This is a genomic window from Caldimonas brevitalea (assembly GCF_001017435.1).
Taxonomy (GTDB): Bacteria; Pseudomonadota; Gammaproteobacteria; order Burkholderiales; family Burkholderiaceae_C; genus Caldimonas; species Caldimonas brevitalea.
The window spans coordinates 5,422,821-5,441,773 of record NZ_CP011371.1 but is presented as its reverse complement, the minus strand read 5'-3'; the positions used below and the strand labels follow the sequence as shown (position 1 = coordinate 5,441,773).

The 18,953-nt window shown below is 65.9% G+C and carries 21 protein-coding genes and 1 tRNA gene; 13 read left to right on the top strand and 9 right to left on the bottom strand.

The window, feature by feature from the left end:
• Nucleotides 1-125 precede the first annotated feature (125 nt).
• The 6 genes from argB to AAW51_RS22990 all read left to right on the top strand — a co-directional run bounded on the left by argB (nt 126) and on the right by AAW51_RS22990 (nt 4,568).
• Entirely contained in the window at nt 126-1,055 is a 930-nt protein-coding gene (gene argB / locus AAW51_RS23015; RefSeq protein ID WP_047196476.1) for an acetylglutamate kinase, read from the top strand.
• 60 nt (nt 1,056-1,115) lie between these two features.
• Nucleotides 1,116-1,850, top strand: coding sequence for a pyrimidine 5'-nucleotidase (locus AAW51_RS23010; protein ID WP_047196475.1), 735 nt, complete (start codon nt 1,116-1,118; stop codon nt 1,848-1,850).
• The gene (gene slmA, locus AAW51_RS23005; RefSeq protein WP_047196474.1) at nt 1,844-2,482 is read left to right on the top strand and encodes a nucleoid occlusion factor SlmA; all 639 of its coding nucleotides are present in this window, start codon (nt 1,844-1,846) and stop codon (nt 2,480-2,482) included. Before AAW51_RS23010 ends, slmA begins: the two co-directional genes overlap by 7 nt.
• A 9-nt stretch (nt 2,483-2,491) precedes the next feature.
• Entirely contained in the window at nt 2,492-3,145 is a 654-nt protein-coding gene (gene pdeM, locus AAW51_RS23000) for a ligase-associated DNA damage response endonuclease PdeM (RefSeq protein WP_047196473.1), read from the top strand.
• 113 nt (nt 3,146-3,258) lie between these two features.
• Entirely contained in the window at nt 3,259-4,140 is an 882-nt protein-coding gene (locus tag AAW51_RS22995) for an ATP-binding protein (RefSeq protein ID WP_047196472.1), read from the top strand.
• Nucleotides 4,137-4,568, top strand: coding sequence for an NUDIX domain-containing protein (locus AAW51_RS22990; protein WP_047196471.1), 432 nt, complete (start codon nt 4,137-4,139; stop codon nt 4,566-4,568). The genes AAW51_RS22995 and AAW51_RS22990 overlap by 4 nt, the downstream gene beginning before the upstream one ends.
• A gap of 17 nt (nt 4,569-4,585) precedes the next feature.
• Here the strand turns inward: AAW51_RS22990 and AAW51_RS22985 are convergent, their stop codons facing one another.
• The 8 genes from AAW51_RS22985 to ispB all read right to left on the bottom strand — a co-directional run bounded on the left by AAW51_RS22985 (nt 4,586) and on the right by ispB (nt 12,098).
• Entirely contained in the window at nt 4,586-4,807 is a 222-nt protein-coding gene (locus AAW51_RS22985; RefSeq protein WP_047196470.1) for a DNA gyrase inhibitor YacG, read from the bottom strand.
• Complete coding sequence (gene zapD / locus AAW51_RS22980; protein WP_047196469.1) at nt 4,807-5,559, bottom strand: cell division protein ZapD; 753 nt, start codon at nt 5,557-5,559, stop codon at nt 4,807-4,809. Before zapD ends, AAW51_RS22985 begins: the two co-directional genes overlap by 1 nt.
• A gap of 166 nt (nt 5,560-5,725) precedes the next feature.
• Nucleotides 5,726-6,346: a dephospho-CoA kinase gene (gene coaE / locus AAW51_RS22975; RefSeq protein WP_047196468.1), complete on the bottom strand. Its 621-nt coding sequence runs from the start codon at nt 6,344-6,346 to the stop codon at nt 5,726-5,728.
• A gap of 30 nt (nt 6,347-6,376) precedes the next feature.
• The gene (locus tag AAW51_RS22970) at nt 6,377-7,231 is read right to left on the bottom strand and encodes a prepilin peptidase (RefSeq protein ID WP_047196467.1); all 855 of its coding nucleotides are present in this window, start codon (nt 7,229-7,231) and stop codon (nt 6,377-6,379) included.
• A 301-nt stretch (nt 7,232-7,532) separates the two neighbouring features.
• Nucleotides 7,533-8,753, bottom strand: coding sequence for a type II secretion system F family protein (locus tag AAW51_RS22965; RefSeq protein WP_047196466.1), 1,221 nt, complete (start codon nt 8,751-8,753; stop codon nt 7,533-7,535).
• Nucleotides 8,754-8,790: 37 nt separating this feature from the next.
• Nucleotides 8,791-10,509, bottom strand: coding sequence for a type IV-A pilus assembly ATPase PilB (gene pilB, locus AAW51_RS22960; protein ID WP_047196465.1), 1,719 nt, complete (start codon nt 10,507-10,509; stop codon nt 8,791-8,793).
• A 409-nt stretch (nt 10,510-10,918) separates the two neighbouring features.
• Nucleotides 10,919-10,995 (bottom strand) — tRNA-Pro (locus tag AAW51_RS22955).
• 110 nt (nt 10,996-11,105) lie between these two features.
• Nucleotides 11,106-12,098, bottom strand: a complete 993-nt coding sequence (ispB, locus tag AAW51_RS22950; RefSeq protein WP_256365019.1) for an octaprenyl diphosphate synthase — start codon at nt 12,096-12,098, stop codon at nt 11,106-11,108.
• Between the two features lie 356 nt (nt 12,099-12,454).
• Here ispB and rplU point away from each other — a divergent pair, with 356 nt between their 5' ends.
• From rplU to proB, 5 genes are all read left to right on the top strand, one after another.
• Entirely contained in the window at nt 12,455-12,766 is a 312-nt protein-coding gene (gene rplU, locus AAW51_RS22945) for a 50S ribosomal protein L21 (protein ID WP_047196463.1), read from the top strand.
• Between the two features lie 31 nt (nt 12,767-12,797).
• Nucleotides 12,798-13,055, top strand: a complete 258-nt coding sequence (gene rpmA, locus AAW51_RS22940) for a 50S ribosomal protein L27 (RefSeq protein WP_047196462.1) — start codon at nt 12,798-12,800, stop codon at nt 13,053-13,055.
• A 208-nt stretch (nt 13,056-13,263) separates the two neighbouring features.
• A complete protein-coding gene (locus AAW51_RS22935) occupies nt 13,264-13,461 on the top strand; it encodes a LiaI-LiaF-like domain-containing protein (protein WP_047196461.1) in 198 nt (65 codons plus the stop codon).
• The gene (gene obgE / locus AAW51_RS22930) at nt 13,458-14,558 is read left to right on the top strand and encodes a GTPase ObgE (RefSeq protein WP_047196460.1); all 1,101 of its coding nucleotides are present in this window, start codon (nt 13,458-13,460) and stop codon (nt 14,556-14,558) included. Before AAW51_RS22935 ends, obgE begins: the two co-directional genes overlap by 4 nt.
• A gap of 48 nt (nt 14,559-14,606) precedes the next feature.
• Entirely contained in the window at nt 14,607-15,725 is a 1,119-nt protein-coding gene (gene proB / locus AAW51_RS22925; protein ID WP_047196459.1) for a glutamate 5-kinase, read from the top strand.
• 110 nt (nt 15,726-15,835) lie between these two features.
• Here the strand turns inward: proB and AAW51_RS22920 are convergent, their stop codons facing one another.
• Nucleotides 15,836-16,441, bottom strand: a complete 606-nt coding sequence (locus AAW51_RS22920) for an RNA pyrophosphohydrolase (protein WP_047196458.1) — start codon at nt 16,439-16,441, stop codon at nt 15,836-15,838.
• A 116-nt stretch (nt 16,442-16,557) separates the two neighbouring features.
• Here AAW51_RS22920 and AAW51_RS22915 point away from each other — a divergent pair, with 116 nt between their 5' ends.
• Both AAW51_RS22915 and AAW51_RS22910 read left to right on the top strand, forming a co-directional pair.
• Nucleotides 16,558-18,303 (top strand): proline--tRNA ligase, encoded by a 1,746-nt coding sequence (locus AAW51_RS22915; protein ID WP_047196457.1) that lies wholly within the window; start codon nt 16,558-16,560, stop codon nt 18,301-18,303.
• The gene (locus AAW51_RS22910; protein ID WP_047196456.1) at nt 18,300-18,944 is read left to right on the top strand and encodes a lytic transglycosylase domain-containing protein; all 645 of its coding nucleotides are present in this window, start codon (nt 18,300-18,302) and stop codon (nt 18,942-18,944) included. The genes AAW51_RS22915 and AAW51_RS22910 overlap by 4 nt, the downstream gene beginning before the upstream one ends.
• The last annotated feature ends 9 nt before the right edge of the window (nt 18,945-18,953 follow it).

The following is an 18,953-nucleotide window of genomic DNA, read 5'->3' as shown; positions in this document are numbered from 1 at the left end:
TAGCGCGGCCGTGCAACGGCAACTGGGGGTCCGGAGCCGGTGTTCAAGCCGGCGTCAGGCGACCCCCTCTAAAATCACGTCGACCTGTTTCATTCCGCACACCCCGCCTACGGAGTCCAGATTCCATGAGCAACGAGCCCCCCGCTGCCGGCCACGCCGTCCACCAAGCCGATCTCGCCCACGTCTCGCCGCGCGACAAGGCCGAAATCCTCGCCCAGGCCTTGCCCTACATCCGCAAGTTCCACGGCAAGACGATCGTCATCAAGTACGGCGGCAACGCGATGACCGACCCGGCGCTGCAGCTCGATTTCGCCGAAGACGTGGTGCTGCTGAAGCTGGTGGGCATGAACCCGGTGGTGGTGCACGGCGGCGGCCCGCAGATCGACGAGGCGTTGGCCAAGATCGGCAAGAAGGGCACCTTCATCCAAGGCATGCGCGTGACCGATGAAGAGACCATGGAAGTGGTCGAATGGGTGCTGGCCGGCCAGGTGCAGCAGGACATCGTCGGCCTGATCAACGTCGCGGGCGGCAAGGCCGTCGGCCTGACGGGGCGGGACGGTGGGCTGATCCGCGCGCGCAAGCTGAAGATGCTCGACAAGGACGATCCGTCGAAGGAGCACGACGTCGGCCAGGTCGGCCAGATCGAATCGATCGACCCGTCGGTGGTGAAGGCGCTGCAGGACGACCAGTTCATTCCGGTGATCTCGCCGCTCGGCTTCGGCGAGCACAACGAGAACTACAACATCAACGCCGACGTCGTGGCGGGCAAGCTGGCCGAGGTCTTGAAGGCCGAAAAGCTGGTGCTGCTGACCAACACGCCGGGTGTGCTCGACAAGAGCGGCAGGCTACTGACCGACTTGTCGGCCCGCGAGATCGACGAATTGTTCGCCGACGGCACCATCTCGGGCGGCATGCTGCCCAAGATCGCGTCGGCGCTCGATGCGGCCAAGAGCGGCGTCAATTCGGTGCACATCATCGACGGCCGGGTGCCCCACTCGATGCTGCTCGAGATCCTGACCGAGCAGGCCTACGGCACCATGATCCGGTCGCATTGAACGGCGGCCTCATACCCCTCCATACGGCCGCTGATGCGGCCGTTTTCATGCGGTGACCCGATGAACCGTGCCCTGCCGACCTCGCGCCAGCCGGTCTGGTTGTTCGACCTCGACAACACCTTGCACGACGCCTCGCATGCGGCGTTCTCGATGCTCGACGTGTCGATGAACGACTACATTCGGCGCACGCTGCAGGTGAGCGCGGAAGAGGCCGACTTTCTGCGGCGCGACTATTGGCGCCGCTATGGCGCGACCCTGCTGGGCCTGGTGCGCCACCACCAGATCAGCGCGACCGACTTCCTGCATGTGACCCACCAGTTGCCCGGCTTGGAGGAGCGCCTGCGCGCGCATGCACATGACAAGGCGGCGTTGAAGCGGCTGCCCGGGCGCAAGTACGTGTTGACCAACGCGCCCGCGGCCTACGCGCGCCGGGTGCTGGCCGAGCTGCGGCTGAGCGCTTGCTTCGACGGCCTGTTGTGCATCGAGGACATGCGCATGTTCGGCCACTTCCGCCCCAAGCCCGATGCGCGCATGCTGCGGCACGTGCTGGCGCGTCTGAAAACGCCCGCGCATCGCTGCGTCCTGGTCGAAGACACGCTCGCACACCAGAAATCTGCACGCAAATTGGGGATGCGGACGGTGTGGATGCAGCGATACGTGAGACGCAATTCACACGGACCCGAAGTAGGTGTTTACGTGCTGCGTCGTCCGACTTACGTGCATGCGAGAATCCGCTCGCTACAAAAGTTACGCGAGCTGTCATGTCCGAAAACAATGCCCCTATCACTATGGTGACCTCGTCCCCGGACCTGCCCTCGGAGGGAGGGAGTGACGTTCCGGCGCGCAAGCGGCCCAAGCCTGGCGAGCGCCGGATCCAGATCCTGCAGACCCTGGCCGGCATGCTGGAGCAGCCGGGCGCCGAGCGCATCACCACCGCGGCCCTGGCCGCCAAGCTCGACGTCTCCGAAGCCGCCCTCTACCGGCACTTCGCCAGCAAGGCGCAGATGTTCGAGGGCCTGATCGAGTTCATCGAGCAGAGCGTGTTCACGCTGGTCAACCAGATCGCCGAGCGCGAGCCGCAGGGCGTGACGCAGGCGCAGAAGATCGCCGTCGTCGTGTTGCAGTTCGGCGAACGCAACCCGGGCATGACCCGCGTGATGGTCGGCGACGCGCTGGTGTTCGAGAACGAACGCCTGCTGGTGCGCATGAACCAGTTCTTCGACCGCATCGAGTCGCAACTGCGCCAGAGCCTGCGTAGCGCGGCCGATGCCGGCGGCTCGGTGACGCCGACCGTGGACGGCACCGCGCTGGCCTCGGCGTTGACCAGCTTCATCGTCGGCCGCCTGCACCGTTATGCCCGCTCGGGCTTCAAGCGCTCGCCCAGCGAGCACCTCGAAGCCAGCCTGAAGCAACTCGTCGGAGGCTGACCGCCCGCGGTGCTGACCACGCAGCTACAAGGTGAGCCGCTGACGCTGCTGCCCGAGAAGGCAGCCTACCTGGCGGCGCACCAGACCTTGCTGGTGGCCGATGCACATATCGGCAAGGCGGTGTCGTTCCGACGCTGGGGCGTGCCGGTGCCGCGCGGCACCACGGCCGAAACGCTGGCGGTGCTCGACACCCTGCTGCAGCGCACCGCGTGCCGGCGGGTGGTCTTCCTTGGCGACTTTCTTCATTCGGCGCGTGCCCACGCACCGGGCACGCTGGGCGCCTTGCAGCGCTGGCGCGACGCGCATCCCGACCTCGACCTTGTGCTGGTGCGCGGCAACCACGACGACCGCGCCGGGGACCCGCCCGCTGCCCTGCGCATCCGCTGCGTCGACGAGCCGTACCGGCTCGGGCCCTTCGCCTTGTGCCACCATCCACAACAGGTGGCCAACGCCTATGTGCTGGCCGGCCATTTGCATCCCTGTTTCAACCTGAGCGGCCGTGCCCTCGACCGTTTGCGCCTGCCGTGCTTCTGGCTCGGTCCAGCTGTCGGCGTGCTGCCGGCGTTCGGCGCCTTTACCGGCATGCATCGCATCACCCCGGCCGGAGGCGATCGGCTGTTCGTGACGGCCGACGGCCGGGTGATGGAAGTGCCGCGGGGGTGAGCGCCGCCCGAAGGCGCTCGCGCCGCGGTGCGCGCCACGGGGGTGTTCCAATGAGCGCCGCTACACTGCGTTCGCCAGCCTCCACTGACCCACCAGACCTGTCTGTCACCAAGATGCCTGCTGCTTCCCTGGACGCCTTGATCGCGCGAGCCGAAAGCTTGCTCAGCCGCCTCGAGGCGGTACTGCCCCACCCGCTGACGGCACCCGACTGGTCGGCCTCGGTGGCCTTCCGTTACCGCAAGCGTGCCGGGTCGGCCTGCCTGGAGCCGGTGCGCCATGTCGCCGGCATCCTGTTGTCCGACCTGCGCGAGGTCGAGGGCCAGAAGGAACGGCTGTGGCGCAACACCGCGCAATTCGTCGCCGGGCGGGGCGCCAACAACGCCTTGCTGACCGGCGCACGCGGCACCGGCAAGTCGTCGCTGATCAAGGCCTGTTTGAACGAGTTCGCCGGGCAGGGCCTGCGGCTGATCGAGGTGGACAAGACCGATCTGGTCGATCTGCCCGACATCGTCGACCTGGTGGCCGAGCGCCCCGAGCGTTTCATCGTCTATTGCGACGACCTCAGCTTCGACGAGGGCGAGCCGGGCTACAAGGCACTCAAGTCCATCCTCGACGGCTCGGTCTCGGCGTCATCGGCCAATGTGCTGATCTACGCCACGTCCAACCGCCGGCACCTGCTGCCGGAGTACATGAAAGAGAACCTCAGCTACCAGCACACCGAGGACGGTGAGGTGCACCCCGGCGAGGTGGTCGAAGAGAAGATCTCGCTGTCCGAACGCTTCGGGCTGTGGATCAGCTTCTATCCCTTCAGCCAGGCCGAATACCTGGCCATCGTGGCGCAGTGGCTGCGCAGTTTCGGCGTCGACGAGCCGGCCATCGAGGCGGCGCGGCAGGAATCGCTGGTGTGGGCGCTGGAGCGGGGCTCGCGTTCGGGGCGGGTGGCGTACCAGTTCGCTCGCGATTACGCCGGTCGGCGCGAGGGGGGCACACGGTGAGCCGCACGCCGGTGGACGTGGCGGTGGGCGTGCTGATCGACGCCAAAGGCCGCTTTCTGTTGACGTCGCGGCCCGAGGGCAAGGTCTACGCGGGCCACTGGGAATTCCCCGGCGGCAAGCTCGAGGCCGGCGAAACGGTCGAAGCGGCACTGCGGCGTGAACTGCACGAGGAGCTGGGCATCACCATCGGGTCCGTCCACCCCTGGAAGGTCGAGATGGTGGACTATCCGCACGCCCTGGTGCGCCTGCACTTCTGCAAGGTGTACGAATGGCGCGGCGAGTTCGAGATGCGCGAGCGCCAGGCCATGGCCTGGCAGACGCTGCCGGTCGAGGTGCACCCGGTGCTGCCGGGCACCGTGCCGGTGCTGGCCTGGTTTGCCGAAGAGCGAGGCTTCAGCGGCCCGACCCACCCTGGCGCCGTGAACTGAGCGACACCGGCGCGCCTTCAGCGTGCCGCACCGCTACCGTTCTCGTCGTCGAGGCCGTCCTGCCGCGGCGTGCTGTCCTCGACACGGTAGCTCTCGCTGGCCCAGGCGCCGAAGTCGATGTTCTTGCAGCGGGCGCTGCAGAACGGCCGGTACGGGTTCTCGGGCCCGTACACGCTTTCCCCTTTGCAATTGGGGCAGGTGACGGTGCGCCGCACGGGCGCCGGTTTCTGAGGGTCCATCAGCACAACGCGAGTTCGAAATTCGCTTCTTCGTTCGCGGGGCGCAAACGGCCCTCGGGGTCTTGGCGCATCAAGCGGATCGACACCATCAACCGGTGGCCGCTGATCTCGGGGATCAGGCCCAGGGTGGGGTCGATGCGCACCCGCAGCAGCTGGAAGGTGCGTCCGGTCGGCAGGCTTTGCTGGTACTGGCCGTGCTGGGCCAACACCTTGTGCGGCATGCCCGAATCACGCAACAGGCCCAGCAACAGGTTCAGCGCCTCAGCCAGCGGCAGCAGGGTGGACACCCATTGCTGCAGGTCGGCCTGGCGCTGTGCCGGCGGCAGCTGCTGCCAGGCGTAATAGGCCGGCAGGTCGAACTCGCAGGTCCCGCCGGGGATGCTGATGCGGCTGCGGATGCTCATCAGCCACTCATTGGTGGTCAAGGCATGGCCGGCCTTGCCGGGCAGCTGGTTGAGGCCGTTGAAGGCGTGGTCGATGCGGCCGATCACGTCGTCCAGTACACGCTCCGAGATCGACGGGTTGCCTCGGTAGCCGTTCAGCAGTGTCTTCTGCCGTTCGAGGTCCTTCAACAGGTCGGACTTGAGGTCGGCGCGCGAGGCGACGTCGATGATCTCGAAGATCGTGGCGAGCGAGTAGTGGTGGTCGACTGGGGCTTCTCGCGGCATCAGCTGGGCCAGTCGGTCGAACAGGTGTTCGAGCCGCAGCATCGTGCGGATGCTTTCGTTGAAGGGGTATTCGTACAGTGTCAAGGCAGGTTTCCTCGGTCCGCAGGCGCCGGGCCGTCGGTGGGCGAAGCTACGCGGATTGTTTCACAGGCATTGCCCCCGGCCAAACCCACGCAAGACACCGTAACAGGCGAGGGCCTGTTCTCACAATATGGCGCCGACGTTGCAAGGTTGACGTCGACGAGTGCCCTCAGCCGGCGGGGCTGTCGAGCTGCCAGCGCTGCCAGACCGCGCGCACTTCGGCCTCGAGTTCTTGCAGCGTCAGGCCATCGTTGCAGATCACCACGTCGGCGGCGGCCAGCCGAGCGGCGCGAGGCGCCTGCTGCGCGATGATGCGCTCGACCTCGGCTGGTGCCAGCTGCGATCGCTGCACCACCCGCTCGACTTGCGTCTCGGGTGTGCAGTCGACCACCAGCACCCAGTCGACCAGCGCACGCCAGCGTCCGGACTCGACCAGCAGCGGAACGTCGAACACCACCGGCTGACCCGGGGTGGCCAAGGCGGCCTGCCGCACCGTCTCTTGCCCGATCAAAGGGTGCAGCAGTCGCTCGAGGCGGGTGCGGGCCGAAGGGTCCTGGAACACCAGCGACCGCATGCGGGCGCGGTCCAAGGCGCCCTCGGCATCGATGAAGTCATCGCCGAAGGCGGTCCGCAGGGCCGGGATGGCCGCGCCGCCGGCTGCGCTCAGCGAGCGGGAAATGGCGTCGGTGTCGACAATCAGCGCGCCCAGGTCGGCCAACATCGCCGCGACGGTGCTCTTGCCGCTGCCGATGCCGCCGGTCAGCCCGATCCGCCGTGAGGTTGCTGTCATGTCGCGCGTGTCCTTGATGGGGTGTGATCCTCAATACCAGCCGAGCCAGGCCGACACGGTCGATGGGCCGATCAGGAACACGGCGATGCCGGCCCCCGCGAGAAAGGGGCCGAACGGCACATAGCGGTCTTCGCGCAGTTGGCCGGTCGCCTTCATCCCCAGGCCCACCACGGTGCCGAGCACCGACGCGATGATCAGCACCGGCAACAGCATCGACCAACCGAGCCACGCGCCGATGGCGGCCAACAGCTTGAAGTCGCCGAAGCCCATGCCTTCCTTGCCGGTGGTCAGCTTGAACAGCCAATAGACCGCCCACAAGACCAGGTACCCGGCCACCGCACCCCACAAGGCCGTGCCGAGTGGCAGGTTCCAGCCCAGCGCGGCGGCGACCAGGCCGGCCCACAGCAAGGGCAGCGTGAGGTCGTCGGGCAACAGCGTGGTGTCCCAGTCGATGAAGGCCAGCGCCACCAGCACCGCCATCACGCCGCACCACAGCAAGGCGCTCGGTTGCGGGCCGAGCTTCCAGGCGACCGCACCGAACAGGACGCCGGTGAGCAACTCCACCAGCGGATAGCGTATCGAGATGCGCGCCTTGCATTGGGCGCACCGTCCACCCAGCCGCAGCCAACCCAGCACGGGCAGGTTCTCGTGCCAGCGGATCGTGTGCCCGCAGTGGGGGCAACGTGAACGCGGCACCGCGAGATTGAACGGCGCGCCTTCTTCCGGCAAGGGCAGTTCGAGCATCTCGCAGGCGTCACGCTTCCATTGCCGCTCGAGCATGACCGGCAGGCGGTAGATCAGCACGTTGAGGAAACTGCCCACGCACAGCCCCAGAAGGCCCAGCGCCAGCGGCGACAGCCACCAGTGGAGAAGTTCAGCGTTCATGCGATGAAGGGGGCGAGAGGGGGTTCGGCGGGAGACTGTCGAGAGGGAGCAAGGCGCGCCGGATCGGCTCCACCGCAACCGCCCCTGGAGGCAGCAGGATATCGGCGCTGTTGCGGCGCGGCGTCGAGCCCGATCGCGGAGGCCGACGGCCTGGGGCGCCGCGCTGCGGCGGCGTCACGCGCGCAGGGCACGCCGTGCGATGAGGCGTCGCCTTTTCAATTGGGCCGGCTGCCGGGAGCCGTCCTGCCTGCCGGCGCGCCCGCCTTCGCGGTGTGCCCGGTGATGCAGGCCGGCGCACCGCTCACACCACCTGACCCAGCTTGAAGATCGGCAAATACATCGAGACGACGATGCCGCCGATGATGCTGCCCAGCACCACGATGATGACGGGCTCCATCAGGCTGGACAGACCCTTGACGGCCTCGTCGACCTCGTTCTCGTAGAACTCGGCCGCCTTGTTGAGCATGTGGTCGATCGAACCGGATTCTTCGCCGATCGCGCACATCTGCAGCACCATGGTCGGGAACACGCCGGTGCTCTGCATCGACATGGTGAGGCTGGAGCCGGTCGAGACGTCTTTCTGAATCTTCTCGGTCGCTTCGGCAAACACGGCGTTGCCAGACGCGCCGCCCACGGAGTCGAGCGCCTCGACCAGCGGCACACCGGCCGAGAACATGGTGGCCAGCGTGCGGGTCCAGCGCGCCACGGCTGACTTGTTGACCAGCGGTCCGAACATCGGCACGCGCAGCAGCAGGCGGTCCATCGTCTTTTGCATCCTCTCCGAGCGTTTCCACGACTGGAAGAAGAAATAGGTGCCGCCAATCGTGACGCCGAAGATCAACCACCAGTACGCGACGAAAAACTCGGAAATCGACATCACGAGCAAGGTCGGCCCGGGCAGGTCGGCGCCGAAAGACGTGAAGACCTCCTTGAAGGCCGGGATCACGAAAATCATGATCACCGCGACGACGACGAAGGCGACCACCAGCACCGCGACCGGGTAGATCAGCGCAGATTTGATCTTGGCCTTGATCGCCAGCGTCTTTTCCTGATAGGTGGCGAGCCGGTCGAGCAGGGTTTCCAGAATACCGCCGGCTTCACCGGCCTCGACCAGGTTGCAATAGAGCGCGTCGAAGTAGAGCGGGTATTTGCGGAAAGCGGACGACAGGCTGGTGCCGGTTTCGACGTCGCTGCGGATGTCGTTGACCAGGCGCGCCATCTTGGCATTCGTGCTGCCGCGACCGACGATGTCGAAGGCCTGGAGCAAGGGCACGCCGGCGCGCATCATCGTCGCGAGCTGGCGGGTGAACACGGTCAAGTCCTTATGCTTGATGGCCTTGCCGCCACCCATGCGCCGCTTCTTGACCTTGGTGACCAGCACGCCCTGGCGGCGCAAGCTGGCACTGACCATTGCCTCGCCGCCGGCGCGCATTTCGCCCCGCACCGGCTTGCCATTGCGGTCTTTGCCTTCCCACTCGAAAACGAAATCTTGAACCTTCTTCGCCGCAGCAGCCGTTGCCATAATGCCTCCGGGGCTCACCACCCCCGATTTGTCGTGTCTATTCGTTTGTGACCGAGATCACTTCTTCGAGCGTTGTGACGCCCAACTTCACTTTCACCAGTCCGGACTGCCGGAGGTCGCGCACGCCTTCTTTCGCGGCCTGCGCAGCAATGTCCAGGGCGCTGCCGTCGGACAGGATGATGCGCTGGATCTCTTCCGAGATGGGCATCACTTGGTAAAGACCGACACGACCTTTATACCCATTGTTGCAATTGGCGCAGCCCACGGCGCGGTAGGGCTTCCAGCCGCCGTCGAGTTCCGCTTCCTGGAAGCCGGCCTTCAGCATCGCCTCGCGAGGATAAGTCGCCGGCGCCTTGCAGTTCTCGCAGAGCCGGCGCGCCAAGCGCTGTGCCGTGATCAGGATCACGCTGGAGGCGATATTGAACGAGGCCACACCCATGTTGCGCAGACGGGTCAGCGTGGTCGGCGCATCGTTGGTGTGCAGGGTCGACATCACCATGTGGCCGGTTTGGGCGGCCTTGATCGCGATGTCGGCCGTGTCCAGGTCGCGGATTTCGCCGACCATGATGACGTCGGGATCCTGGCGCAAAAAGGCCTTCAGCGCGGTCGAAAACGTCAGTCCGGCCTTGTCGTTGACGTTAACCTGGTTGATGCCGGGCAGGTTGATTTCGGCGGGATCTTCGACCGTCGAGATGTTGACGCCGGGGCGGTTCAACATGTTCAAACAGGTATACAGCGACACCGTCTTGCCGCTACCCGTCGGCCCGGTGACCAGGATCATGCCGTAGGGGCGCTCGATCGCTTTCAGCAATCGGTCTTTCTCTTCCTTCTCGTAGCCCAGCGCCTCGATGCCCAGCTTGGCGCTGGACGGGTCGAGAATACGGATCACGATCTTCTCGCCGAACAGGGTCGGCAAGGTGCTGACGCGGAAGTCGATGGCACGGTTGCCGAACTTCAGCTTCATGCGCCCGTCTTGCGGCACACGCTTTTCAGCGATGTCGAGGCGCGAGATGACCTTGATGCGCGACGCCAGCTTTTCCTTGATCGCCACCGGCGGCTGCGTGATCTCGCGCAGTTCGCCGTCGACCCGAAAGCGCACCCGATAGTTCTGTTCGTAAGGCTCGAAGTGCAAATCGGACGCACGCAGGTTGATGGCGTCGATCAGCATCTTCTGCAGGAAGCGCACCACCGGCGCGTCTTCGACGTCGGTCGCGACGTCCTGCGATTCCTTCTCACCGGTATCGTCTTCCGAGACGTCGAAATCGAACTCGGCATTGGCCATCTGCTCGAGCGCTTCTGCGGCCGAGGTGCCCGTGCTTTCGAGCAGCTTCAGGAGCTTGTCGTGTTCGACCACCACCCACTCGGGCGTCAACTGCGTGGCGAACTTGATGCGCTCCAGCGCCTCCTGGTTGGTCGGGTCGGCGCCGGCGACGAACAGCCGGCTGCCGCGCTTGCCTAGCACGGCCACCTGATATTGAGCCGCCAACTTGGACTCGATCACATTCTTGGGCAGCCGCGGCACATCGACCGCATTCAGGTCGATCAGCGGCAACGAGAAGGCCGTGGACAGCGCGTGCGCGAGGTCGGCCGGCGACACGGCACCGGCCGCGATCACGGCCGCGATGAAACTGACGTGTTTCTCTTTGGCGGCCTTCGCCAACTCTTCTGCCGTCTTCGCATTGAGCTTGCCGGCATTGACCAGCACCCGGGCAACGCCAGACAGGGTCAGGTTGGGGGCCTCGGCCAGTGTGTCCATGGATGGGGGGATCTCAGCGCAATGTGAGCAAAAGTGCTCGGAATGGGCCTCCTAGGAGCGCCAAAAGCCGCCAAATCATCGCTGATTCAGTTGGCACTGTAAACCTTGGAAGCCAGTAGGTCCGTGCAATAAACCGCAGCCCTGCGGCAAATCGTCATGACGGGCGTGTCGAGCGCGCGACGCCGCTTTTGCCGCTGTGCGAGCGACGCTGAGGAAGTGGCCGTTGCCCGCTGGGCGGTGCACATCCCGTCCGGGTCGCGGCGAGGCCGCAAGACGGTGGACGCCGGGTCACGGCGTCTGCGGCGCAGCGCCTTGCCGGGCGACGCGAAGCGCTCGCCCTCGGCTGTGCGCCGAGGTGAATTGATCTTCAGAAATGAAAAAGACCTGCAGATGTGCAGGTCTTGGTATCTGGTCGGGGTGAGAGGATTCGAACCTCCGGCCTCTACGTCCCGAACGTAGCGCTCTACCAGGCTAAGCTACACCCCGTGTGTCGGCAAGCGGGGCAGATAAGTCGTCGCTCGATGCTTGCCTTCGGGGCTACCCCGGGGCGAGCGCTGCAACGACGGCTGGCTCTGCTTGCCGTGCTCGTGACGGTCTCAAGAAGACCGGTCTATCGAGCGAACGCATAATTCTAGCAGAGCTTCTCGATAAGGCGAAGGGGGAATTGCATCGAGCGTGTCGCGAGCGCGCTGCGCCTCGGCGCGCGCGGCTTCCCGGGTGGCTTCCAGCGCGCCCGTCTGCGCGACGATGCGGATGATCTCCGGCAGGCGTTCGACTTCGCCGTGCTCGATGGCATGACGGATGAAGTCGCGCTGTTCGGCGCTGCCGCGCTCCATCGCCAGCAACAGTGGCAAGGTCGGCTTGCCCTCGCGCAAGTCGTCGCCGACGTTCTTGCCGAGCTCTGCGGTGTTGCCCTGGTAATCGAGCACGTCGTCGATGAGTTGGAACGCGGTGCCCAGGCAGCGGCCGTAGTTGGCGCAGGCGGTTTCCGTCTCGGGCGATGCCCCCGCGAGCACGGCCCCGAGCCGGGCGCTGGCTTCGAACAGCTTGGCCGTCTTGTAGCGGATGACCTTCAGGTAAGCCGGGATGTCGATGTCCGGGTCATGCATGTTCATCAACTGCAGGACCTCGCCCTCGGCAATGACGTTGGTGGCATCGGCCAGCACATCGAGCACCCGCATGCGGTTGACCGACACCATCATCTGGAACGAGCGTGAATAGAGAAAATCGCCCACCAACACGCTCGCGGCGTTGCCGAACAGGGCATTCGCCGTGTCACGCCCGCGCCGCAGTTGCGACTCGTCGACCACGTCGTCGTGCAGCAGGGTTGCGGTGTGGATGAATTCGACCACCGCGGCCAGTTCGTAGCGCTCGCGGCCCGTGAAGCCGAGTGCGTTGGCGAACAGCAGCACCAGCATCGGTCGGATGCGCTTGCCGCCGGCGCTGATGATGTAGTCGGAGATCTGGTTGATCAGCACCACCTCTGACGTCAGCCGCTGGCGTATCACCTTGTCGACTTCGCCCATTTCGTCGGCGATGAGCGCGAGGGCATTCGGGGGCGAGGAGGCGGAGGCAAGTGGGACTGACACGCGAGACCTTGAAGCAGAGTGCGCAAATTATAGAGAGCGGCCTTGCGGGTTCGCGCGCTGTCGATGGCTTATCAGCGGGGTGTAGAGCCGCGCCGGGCGTGACGGGGGCCACGGTCCGTGGGGTGTGGACCCTGGTCGCGCCGGGGTCGTCTTCCTCGTTCGTGCTACACTCTCGGGCTCGGCTGAAAAGGCCGGGATTATTCGTGCGGGTTTCTCGGCCGGGTGTCTCACCCGGCTGCCGTCGTGACAGACGGCCTGCAGCGCGTTCTTGAGGGCGTGTCTTGTAGGTGGTGTCGTGTGCGGCGCTCGGGAAGCTCGCGAAGCATGTGGGCCTACGGGCCTGTGAAGGGGCTGATATGTACGCGGTCATAAAAACCGGCGGCAAACAATACAAGGTTGCTGCAGGCGAAAAGATCAAGGTAGAACAGATTGCTGCGGAAGTTGGCCAAGAGATCGTGATCGACCAAGTCCTCGCCGTGGGTAGCGGCGCAGAACTGCAGGTCGGCACGCCCTTGGTTGCTGGCGCGAGTGTGAAGGCCACCGTGGTGGCGCATGGCAAGCACGACAAAGTGCGCATCTTCAAGTTGCGCCGTCGCAAGCACTACCAGAAGCATCAAGGTCATCGCCAGACCTACACCGAGCTGGAAATCGGCGCTGTCAGCGTCTGATCCGTCGGCAACGTCAAGGAGCTAATCAACCATGGCACAGAAAAAAGGCGGCGGTTCCACCCGGAACGGCCGCGACTCCCAACCGAAGATGCTCGGCGTCAAGGTGTTCGGCGGTCAGGTCATCCCGGCCGGCTCGATCATCGTGCGCCAGCGCGGCACCCGTTTCCACGCGGGCACCAATGTGGCCACCGGTCGCGACCATACGCTGTTCGCGCTGGTCGACGGCCAGGTTTCCTTCTCGGTGAAGGGCCCGCAGAACCGCAAGACCGTCAGCGTCACGCCCGTCTGAGCGGCGCTTGCGCGTCTTCTGACAAAGCCCCGGTCCGCCGGGGCTTTGTCGTTTGCGGCGGCGCCCCAGCAGGCGAGCCAGCGGGCCCGGGCATCAAGTACCATCTTCCCTGCTGCCGTTGCCGCGGCGCGGCTGGCATGCAAGGCGGCGCCGTTCCGAGGCGCCACCCACGCGCCCGGGACGACGGCGTGAACTCCTGGAGGGCGGCATGAACAAGAGCGGCGTACTGCTCATCGTCATCGGCTCGGTCCTGCTGGCGCACAACCTCGGGTGGATCAGCCTGCAGGCGCTGACGCGCTGGTGGCCGTTGTTGCTCATCATCGCTGGCGTCTGGTCCCTGTTGGGGCGGAGGACGCCTAAGGGCGAAGGCCGGCGGGACGTATCGAAGTCGGACACACAAGCATGAAATTCGTAGACGAAGCGTACATCGACGTCGCGGCGGGCAATGGCGGCAGCGGCTGCATCAGCTTTCGCCGCGAAAAATTCATCCCTTTCGGTGGCCCCAATGGTGGCGACGGCGGGCGGGGCGGGCATGTGTTTGTCGAAGCCGACCCGAACCTGAACACCTTGATCGACTACCGTTATGCCCGCCGCCACGAGGCGCGCAACGGCGAGCAGGGCCGTGGCTCGGACCAGTTCGGTGCCGCCGCCGACGACATCGTCCTGCGCATGCCGGTGGGCACCATCATCAGCGACGCGGACACCGGCGAGGTGATCACCGAGCTGTTGGTGCCCGGCGAGCGCGTGATGCTGGCCAAGGGCGGTGACGGCGGTTTCGGCAACCTGCACTACAAATCGAGCACCAACCGCGCGCCGCGTCAGAAGACGCCGGGCTGGCCCGGTGAACAGCGCCGCCTGAAGCTGGAACTGCGGGTGCTGGCCGATGTTGGCCTGCTGGGCATGCCCAACGCCGGCAAATCGACGCTGATCGCCGCCATTTCGAACGCCCGCCCCAAGATCGCCGACTATCCCTTCACGACACTGCACCCCAACCTCGGCGTGGTCCGGGTCGCCCCGGAACAGAGTTTCGTCGTCGCCGACATTCCGGGGCTGATCGAGGGCGCGGCCGAAGGCGCGGGCCTGGGCCATCAGTTCCTGCGGCATTTGCAGCGCACCCGCTTGCTGCTGCATCTTGTCGACATCGCGCCTTTCGACGAGGGCGTCGATCCGGTCGCGCAGGCCAAGGCCATCGTCGGGGAGCTGAAAAAGTACGACCAGGCCCTCTACGAGAAGCCGCGCTGGCTGGTGCTGAACAAGCTCGACATGGTGCCGGTCGAGGAGCGCGAGCAGCGTGTCAAGGACTTCGTCAAGCGGATGAAGTGGAAGGGCCCGGTGCACCAGATCTCGGCGTTGACGCGTGAGGGCTGCGAGGGGTTGATCCGCGCCATCTACGATCACGTCGCGGCGCATCGGGAGCCGGTGATCGAACCGGTCGACGTGCGCTTTGCCCCGGACCCGGCGGCTCCGGCCGCGCCGCCGTCCGACGACCCTCGCTTCCGGTGACCCTGAACTTACCCAGCCCGCTTTCGACTTTCGCCTCTCCCCTGCAGCATGAGTGACGCGCTCAAGAACGCACGACGTATCGTCGTCAAGGTCGGTTCCAGCCTGGTGACCAATGAAGGTCGCGGTGTCGACGCCGAGGCCATCGGCCATTGGTGCCGGCAGTTGGCCGCGCTCGCCGGCCAAGGCCGCGAGATCGTGATGGTGTCCAGCGGCGCCATTGCCGAGGGCATGAAACGCCTCGGATGGGCGCGCCGGCCGAAGGAACTGCACGAACTGCAAGCGGCTGCCGCGGTGGGCCAGATGGGCCTGGCGCAGATCTACGAGACCAAGCTGCGCGAGCAGGGTATGGGCAGCGCCCAGGTGCTGCTGACCCATGCCGACCTGGCCGATCGAGAGCGCTACCTGAACGCCCGATCGACGCTGCTGACGCTGCTGCGCCTGCGGGTCGTGCCGGTCATCAACGAGAACGACACCGTGGTGACCGACGAAATCAAGTTCGGCGACAACGACACCCTGGGCGCGCTGGTGGCCAATCTCGTCGAGGCCGACGCGCTGGTGATCCTGACCGACCAGCGCGGCCTGTACTCCGCCGACCCGCGCAAGGACCCGACCGCGCGCTTCATCGAGGTGTCGGAGGCCGGCACCCCCGAGCTGGAACGCATGGCCGGCGGCGCCGGCTCGAGCATCGGCAAGGGCGGCATGATCACCAAGATCCTGGCCGCCAAGCGCGCCGCCGGCAGCGGCGCCTCCACGGTGATCGCCTGGGGCCGCGAGCCCGATGTGCTGCTGCGCCTGGCGGCCGGCGAGTCGATCGGCACGCTGTTGCTGGCGTCGACGCCCAAGCTCGCGGCCCGCAAGCAATGGATGGCCGACCATCTGCAGTTGCGCGGTGCGGTCGTGATCGACGACGGCGCGGTCAAGAAATTGCGCGACGACGGCAAGAGCCTGCTGCCGATCGGCATGGTCGAGGTGATCGGTGAGTTCGCGCGCGGCGATGTCATCGCGGTGCGCGATCCGAGCGGTCTGGAGGTGGCCCGCGGCCTCGCCAACTATTCGAGCAGCGAGGCGCGCCTGATCGCCCGCAAGCCTTCGAGCGAATTCGAGCGACTGCTCGGATTCACCGGTGAGCCGGAAATGATCCACCGCGACAACCTCGTGCTGGCCTGAGGGCCAGCAGGCGCACCGGTCGCCTTGGCGTGGCGAAGATGCCGTGGCGGTGGATCTGCGCGGCCCGCGCCCGGCGCGAGGCGGTGTTTGCGCCGCCTGCCGGCCCGACGCTACAGATTGCCGTCGAGGTCGCCGTCCAGCGGCTCCGCCACCGTCTGGGCCGAACCCCGCTCGGTACGCGGCGCGGTCTCGTCGCGGTGGTGCGGCCTCATGCCGCCTCGCAGATACCGATTGTGGTGGTTGGCGCGCGGCAGAAAGCGCGCCAGCTCGGTCAGCGCCATCTGGTAGACGTCGCGCTTGAACTCGATCACCACGTCCAGCGGCACCCAGTACTCGTTCCAGCGCCAGGCATCGAACTCCGGGTGGTCGGTCGCCCGCAAATTCATGTCGCAGTCGCGCCCGGTGAGTTGCAACAGGAACCAGATTTGTTTCTGCCCCCTGTAGTGCCCCCGCGCATCACGGCGGATGTAGTGCTCCGGCACCTCGTAGCGCAGCCAGTCGCGGGTCCGGGCCAAGATGCGCACATGCTCGGGCTTCAGCCCGACTTCTTCATGCAGTTCACGGTACATCGCCTGCTCGGGGCTCTCGCCGTGTTTGATACCCCCTTGGGGAAACTGCCAAGAGTGCGTCCGGATGCGCTTGCCCCAGAAAACCTGATTCTTCTGGTTGAGCAGGATGATGCCGACGTTGGGCCGGAAGCCTTCCCGGTCGAGCATAATCAAACCTCAATTTTGTCAACTGAAACCATTATTGCACTGGCCGGTGCGGTTTCAACCCCTCCTAAGCCCTGCTGCCTGCCGCCTGCTCGGGTTGCCGATGCGGGCCTTCATCCATGAAAGCCTCTCAGTTCTTCATTTCCACGCAAAAAGAAGCGCCTGCCGATGCGGAGGTCGTGAGCCACAAATTGATGATGCGCGCCGGCATGATCAAGCGCCTGGGCGCCGGCATCTACAACTACATGCCAATGGGCCTGCGCGTGATCCGCAAGGTGGAGGCCATCATCCGCGAAGAGATGAACCGCGCCGGTGCGGTGGAACTGCTGATGCCGGTGGTTCAGCCCGCCGAGCTGTGGCAGGAAACCGGCCGCTGGGACAAGATGGGCCCCGAGCTGCTGCGCGTCAAAGACCGCCACGAGCGCGACTTCATCATCCAGCCGACGTCGGAAGAAGTGATCACCGACATTGCGCGGCAGGAACTGCGCAGCTACCGCCAGCTGCCGAAAAACTTCTATCACATCCAAACCAAGTTCCGTGACGAACGCCGGCCGCGTTTTGGTGTGATGCGCGGCCGCGAATTCACGATGAAGGACGCCTATTCCTTCGACCGTGACGTCGAATCGGCCGGCAAGAGCTACGAAAACATGTATGCGGCGTATGGCCGCATCTTCGACCGGCTGGGCCTGCGCTACCGCGCGGTGGCCGCCGACACCGGCGCCATCGGCGGCGACCGTTCGCACGAGTTCCAGGTGATCGCCGAGACCGGCGAAGACGCCATCGTCTATTGCCCCGACTCCGACTACGCCGCCAACATCGAGCTGGCCGAAGCCGTGGCCTTGCTGCCCAGCCGCGGCGCCGCCACCCGCGCGCTCGAGAAAACCGCGACGCCGGGCCGCAGCACCTGCGCCGCGGTCGCCGAACTGCTGGGCCTGCCGCTGACCCAGACGGTGAAGTCGCTGGTGCTCGCGACCGACGAGAAAAACGAGGCCGGCGACATCGTGAAGACGACCGTCTGGCTGCTGCTGCTGCGCGGCGACCACGACCTGAACGAAGTGAAGGCCGGCAAGCTGCCGGGCCTGAAGGCCGGCTTCCGCTTCGCGACCGAGGCCGAGATCGCCGACCATTTCGGCTGCAAGCCCGGCTACCTGGGCCCGGTCGGGGTCAAGAAACCGGTCAAGGTGATCGCCGACCGTACCGTGGCACAGATGGCGGATTTCGTCAGCGGCGCCAATGAGGCCGACTTCCACCTGACCGGTGTCAACTGGGGCCGCGACCTGCCCGAGCCCGACGCGGTCGCCGACATCCGCAACGTCGTCGAAGGCGACCCGTCGCCCGACGGCAAAGGTGTGCTCGCGATCCAGCGCGGCATCGAAGTCGGCCACGTGTTCTATCTCGGCACCAAGTATTCCGCCGCGATGAACGCCAACTACCTGGACGAAAACGGCAAACCGCGGCCGATGGAAATGGGCTGCTACGGCATCGGCGTGACCCGCATCGTCGGCGCCGCGATCGAGCAGAACCACGACGAGCGCGGCATCATCTGGCCGACCTCGATTGCGCCGTTTGCCGTGGTGCTGTGCCCGATCGGCTACGACCGCTCCGCTGAGGTGCAAGCCGCTGCGCAACAACTGCACGACGAGCTGTCCGCGCTGGGCGTCGACGTGTTGCTGGACGATCGCGGTGAGCGCCCCGGGGCGATGTTCGCCGACTGGGAATTGATCGGCGTGCCGCACCGGGTGGTCATCTCCGACCGCGGCCTGAAGGACGGCAAGCTCGAATACCAGGGTCGCCGCGACGCACAAGCGACCTCGGTGACCGTGGCCGACGTGGTGACACTGCTGCGGGAGAAGCTCGGCGCATGACGCGACCGGTGTGGGGCGGTGCAGGACTGACGCGCCGCGACTGGTTGAGTGGCACCGCTGCCGGCCTGTTGCTGGCGGGCGGTGCCAGCCCTGCATGGGCTGGCGGGCAGGTCGAGGAGCCGTTGGCCAATGCGGTCAAGACCGCGTTGTCGGCCGCCATCGGCAACACGGCGCCGCCCAAGGCCGTGTTCACCAACATCGAAGACCGTTTGCGTTACCTGCGCTGGCTAGGCGCGATGAGCGAACGGCTGAAAAAGCGCAAGCCCGACACCCAGACCCGCCTCGAATTCCTCGAGACCGTCTGGTACGAAAGCCACCGTGCCGGGCTCGAAACGGCGTTGGTGCTCGGCCTGATCCAGGTGGAGAGCGGCTTTCGCAAATACGCGATCAGCCGCGTCGGTGCGCGCGGCTACATGCAGGTGATGCCGTTCTGGAGCCGGCTGATCGGCGACGGCGACCCCGGCAAGCTGTTCCACATGCAGACCAATCTGCGTTTCGGCTGCGTGATCCTGCGTCACTACGTGGACATCGAGAAGGGCGACCTTTACCTGGCGCTCGGCCGCTACAACGGCAGCCGCGGCCGCCCGGAATACCCGAGCGCGGTGTTCGCCTCACGCAAGTTGTGGGAACTGCGCGACTGAGGCGCCGGC

Coding starts and splice junctions, on each gene's coding strand:
- argB (WP_047196476.1), top strand. CDS start 126: ATGAGCAACGAGCCCCCCGCTGCCGGCCACGCCGTCCACCAAGCCGAT.
- AAW51_RS23010 (WP_047196475.1), top strand. CDS start 1,116: ATGAACCGTGCCCTGCCGACCTCGCGCCAGCCGGTCTGGTTGTTCGAC.
- slmA (WP_047196474.1), top strand. CDS start 1,844: ATGGTGACCTCGTCCCCGGACCTGCCCTCGGAGGGAGGGAGTGACGTT.
- AAW51_RS22995 (WP_047196472.1), top strand. CDS start 3,259: ATGCCTGCTGCTTCCCTGGACGCCTTGATCGCGCGAGCCGAAAGCTTG.
- AAW51_RS22985 (WP_047196470.1), bottom strand. CDS start 4,807: ATGGACCCTCAGAAACCGGCGCCCGTGCGGCGCACCGTCACCTGCCCC.
- coaE (WP_047196468.1), bottom strand. CDS start 6,346: ATGACAGCAACCTCACGGCGGATCGGGCTGACCGGCGGCATCGGCAGC.
- AAW51_RS22970 (WP_047196467.1), bottom strand. CDS start 7,231: ATGAACGCTGAACTTCTCCACTGGTGGCTGTCGCCGCTGGCGCTGGGC.
- AAW51_RS22965 (WP_047196466.1), bottom strand. CDS start 8,753: ATGGCAACGGCTGCTGCGGCGAAGAAGGTTCAAGATTTCGTTTTCGAG.
- pilB (WP_047196465.1), bottom strand. CDS start 10,509: ATGGACACACTGGCCGAGGCCCCCAACCTGACCCTGTCTGGCGTTGCC.
- rplU (WP_047196463.1), top strand. CDS start 12,455: ATGTACGCGGTCATAAAAACCGGCGGCAAACAATACAAGGTTGCTGCA.
- rpmA (WP_047196462.1), top strand. CDS start 12,798: ATGGCACAGAAAAAAGGCGGCGGTTCCACCCGGAACGGCCGCGACTCC.
- AAW51_RS22935 (WP_047196461.1), top strand. CDS start 13,264: ATGAACAAGAGCGGCGTACTGCTCATCGTCATCGGCTCGGTCCTGCTG.
- obgE (WP_047196460.1), top strand. CDS start 13,458: ATGAAATTCGTAGACGAAGCGTACATCGACGTCGCGGCGGGCAATGGC.
- proB (WP_047196459.1), top strand. CDS start 14,607: ATGAGTGACGCGCTCAAGAACGCACGACGTATCGTCGTCAAGGTCGGT.
- AAW51_RS22920 (WP_047196458.1), bottom strand. CDS start 16,441: ATGCTCGACCGGGAAGGCTTCCGGCCCAACGTCGGCATCATCCTGCTC.
- AAW51_RS22915 (WP_047196457.1), top strand. CDS start 16,558: ATGAAAGCCTCTCAGTTCTTCATTTCCACGCAAAAAGAAGCGCCTGCC.
- AAW51_RS22910 (WP_047196456.1), top strand. CDS start 18,300: ATGACGCGACCGGTGTGGGGCGGTGCAGGACTGACGCGCCGCGACTGG.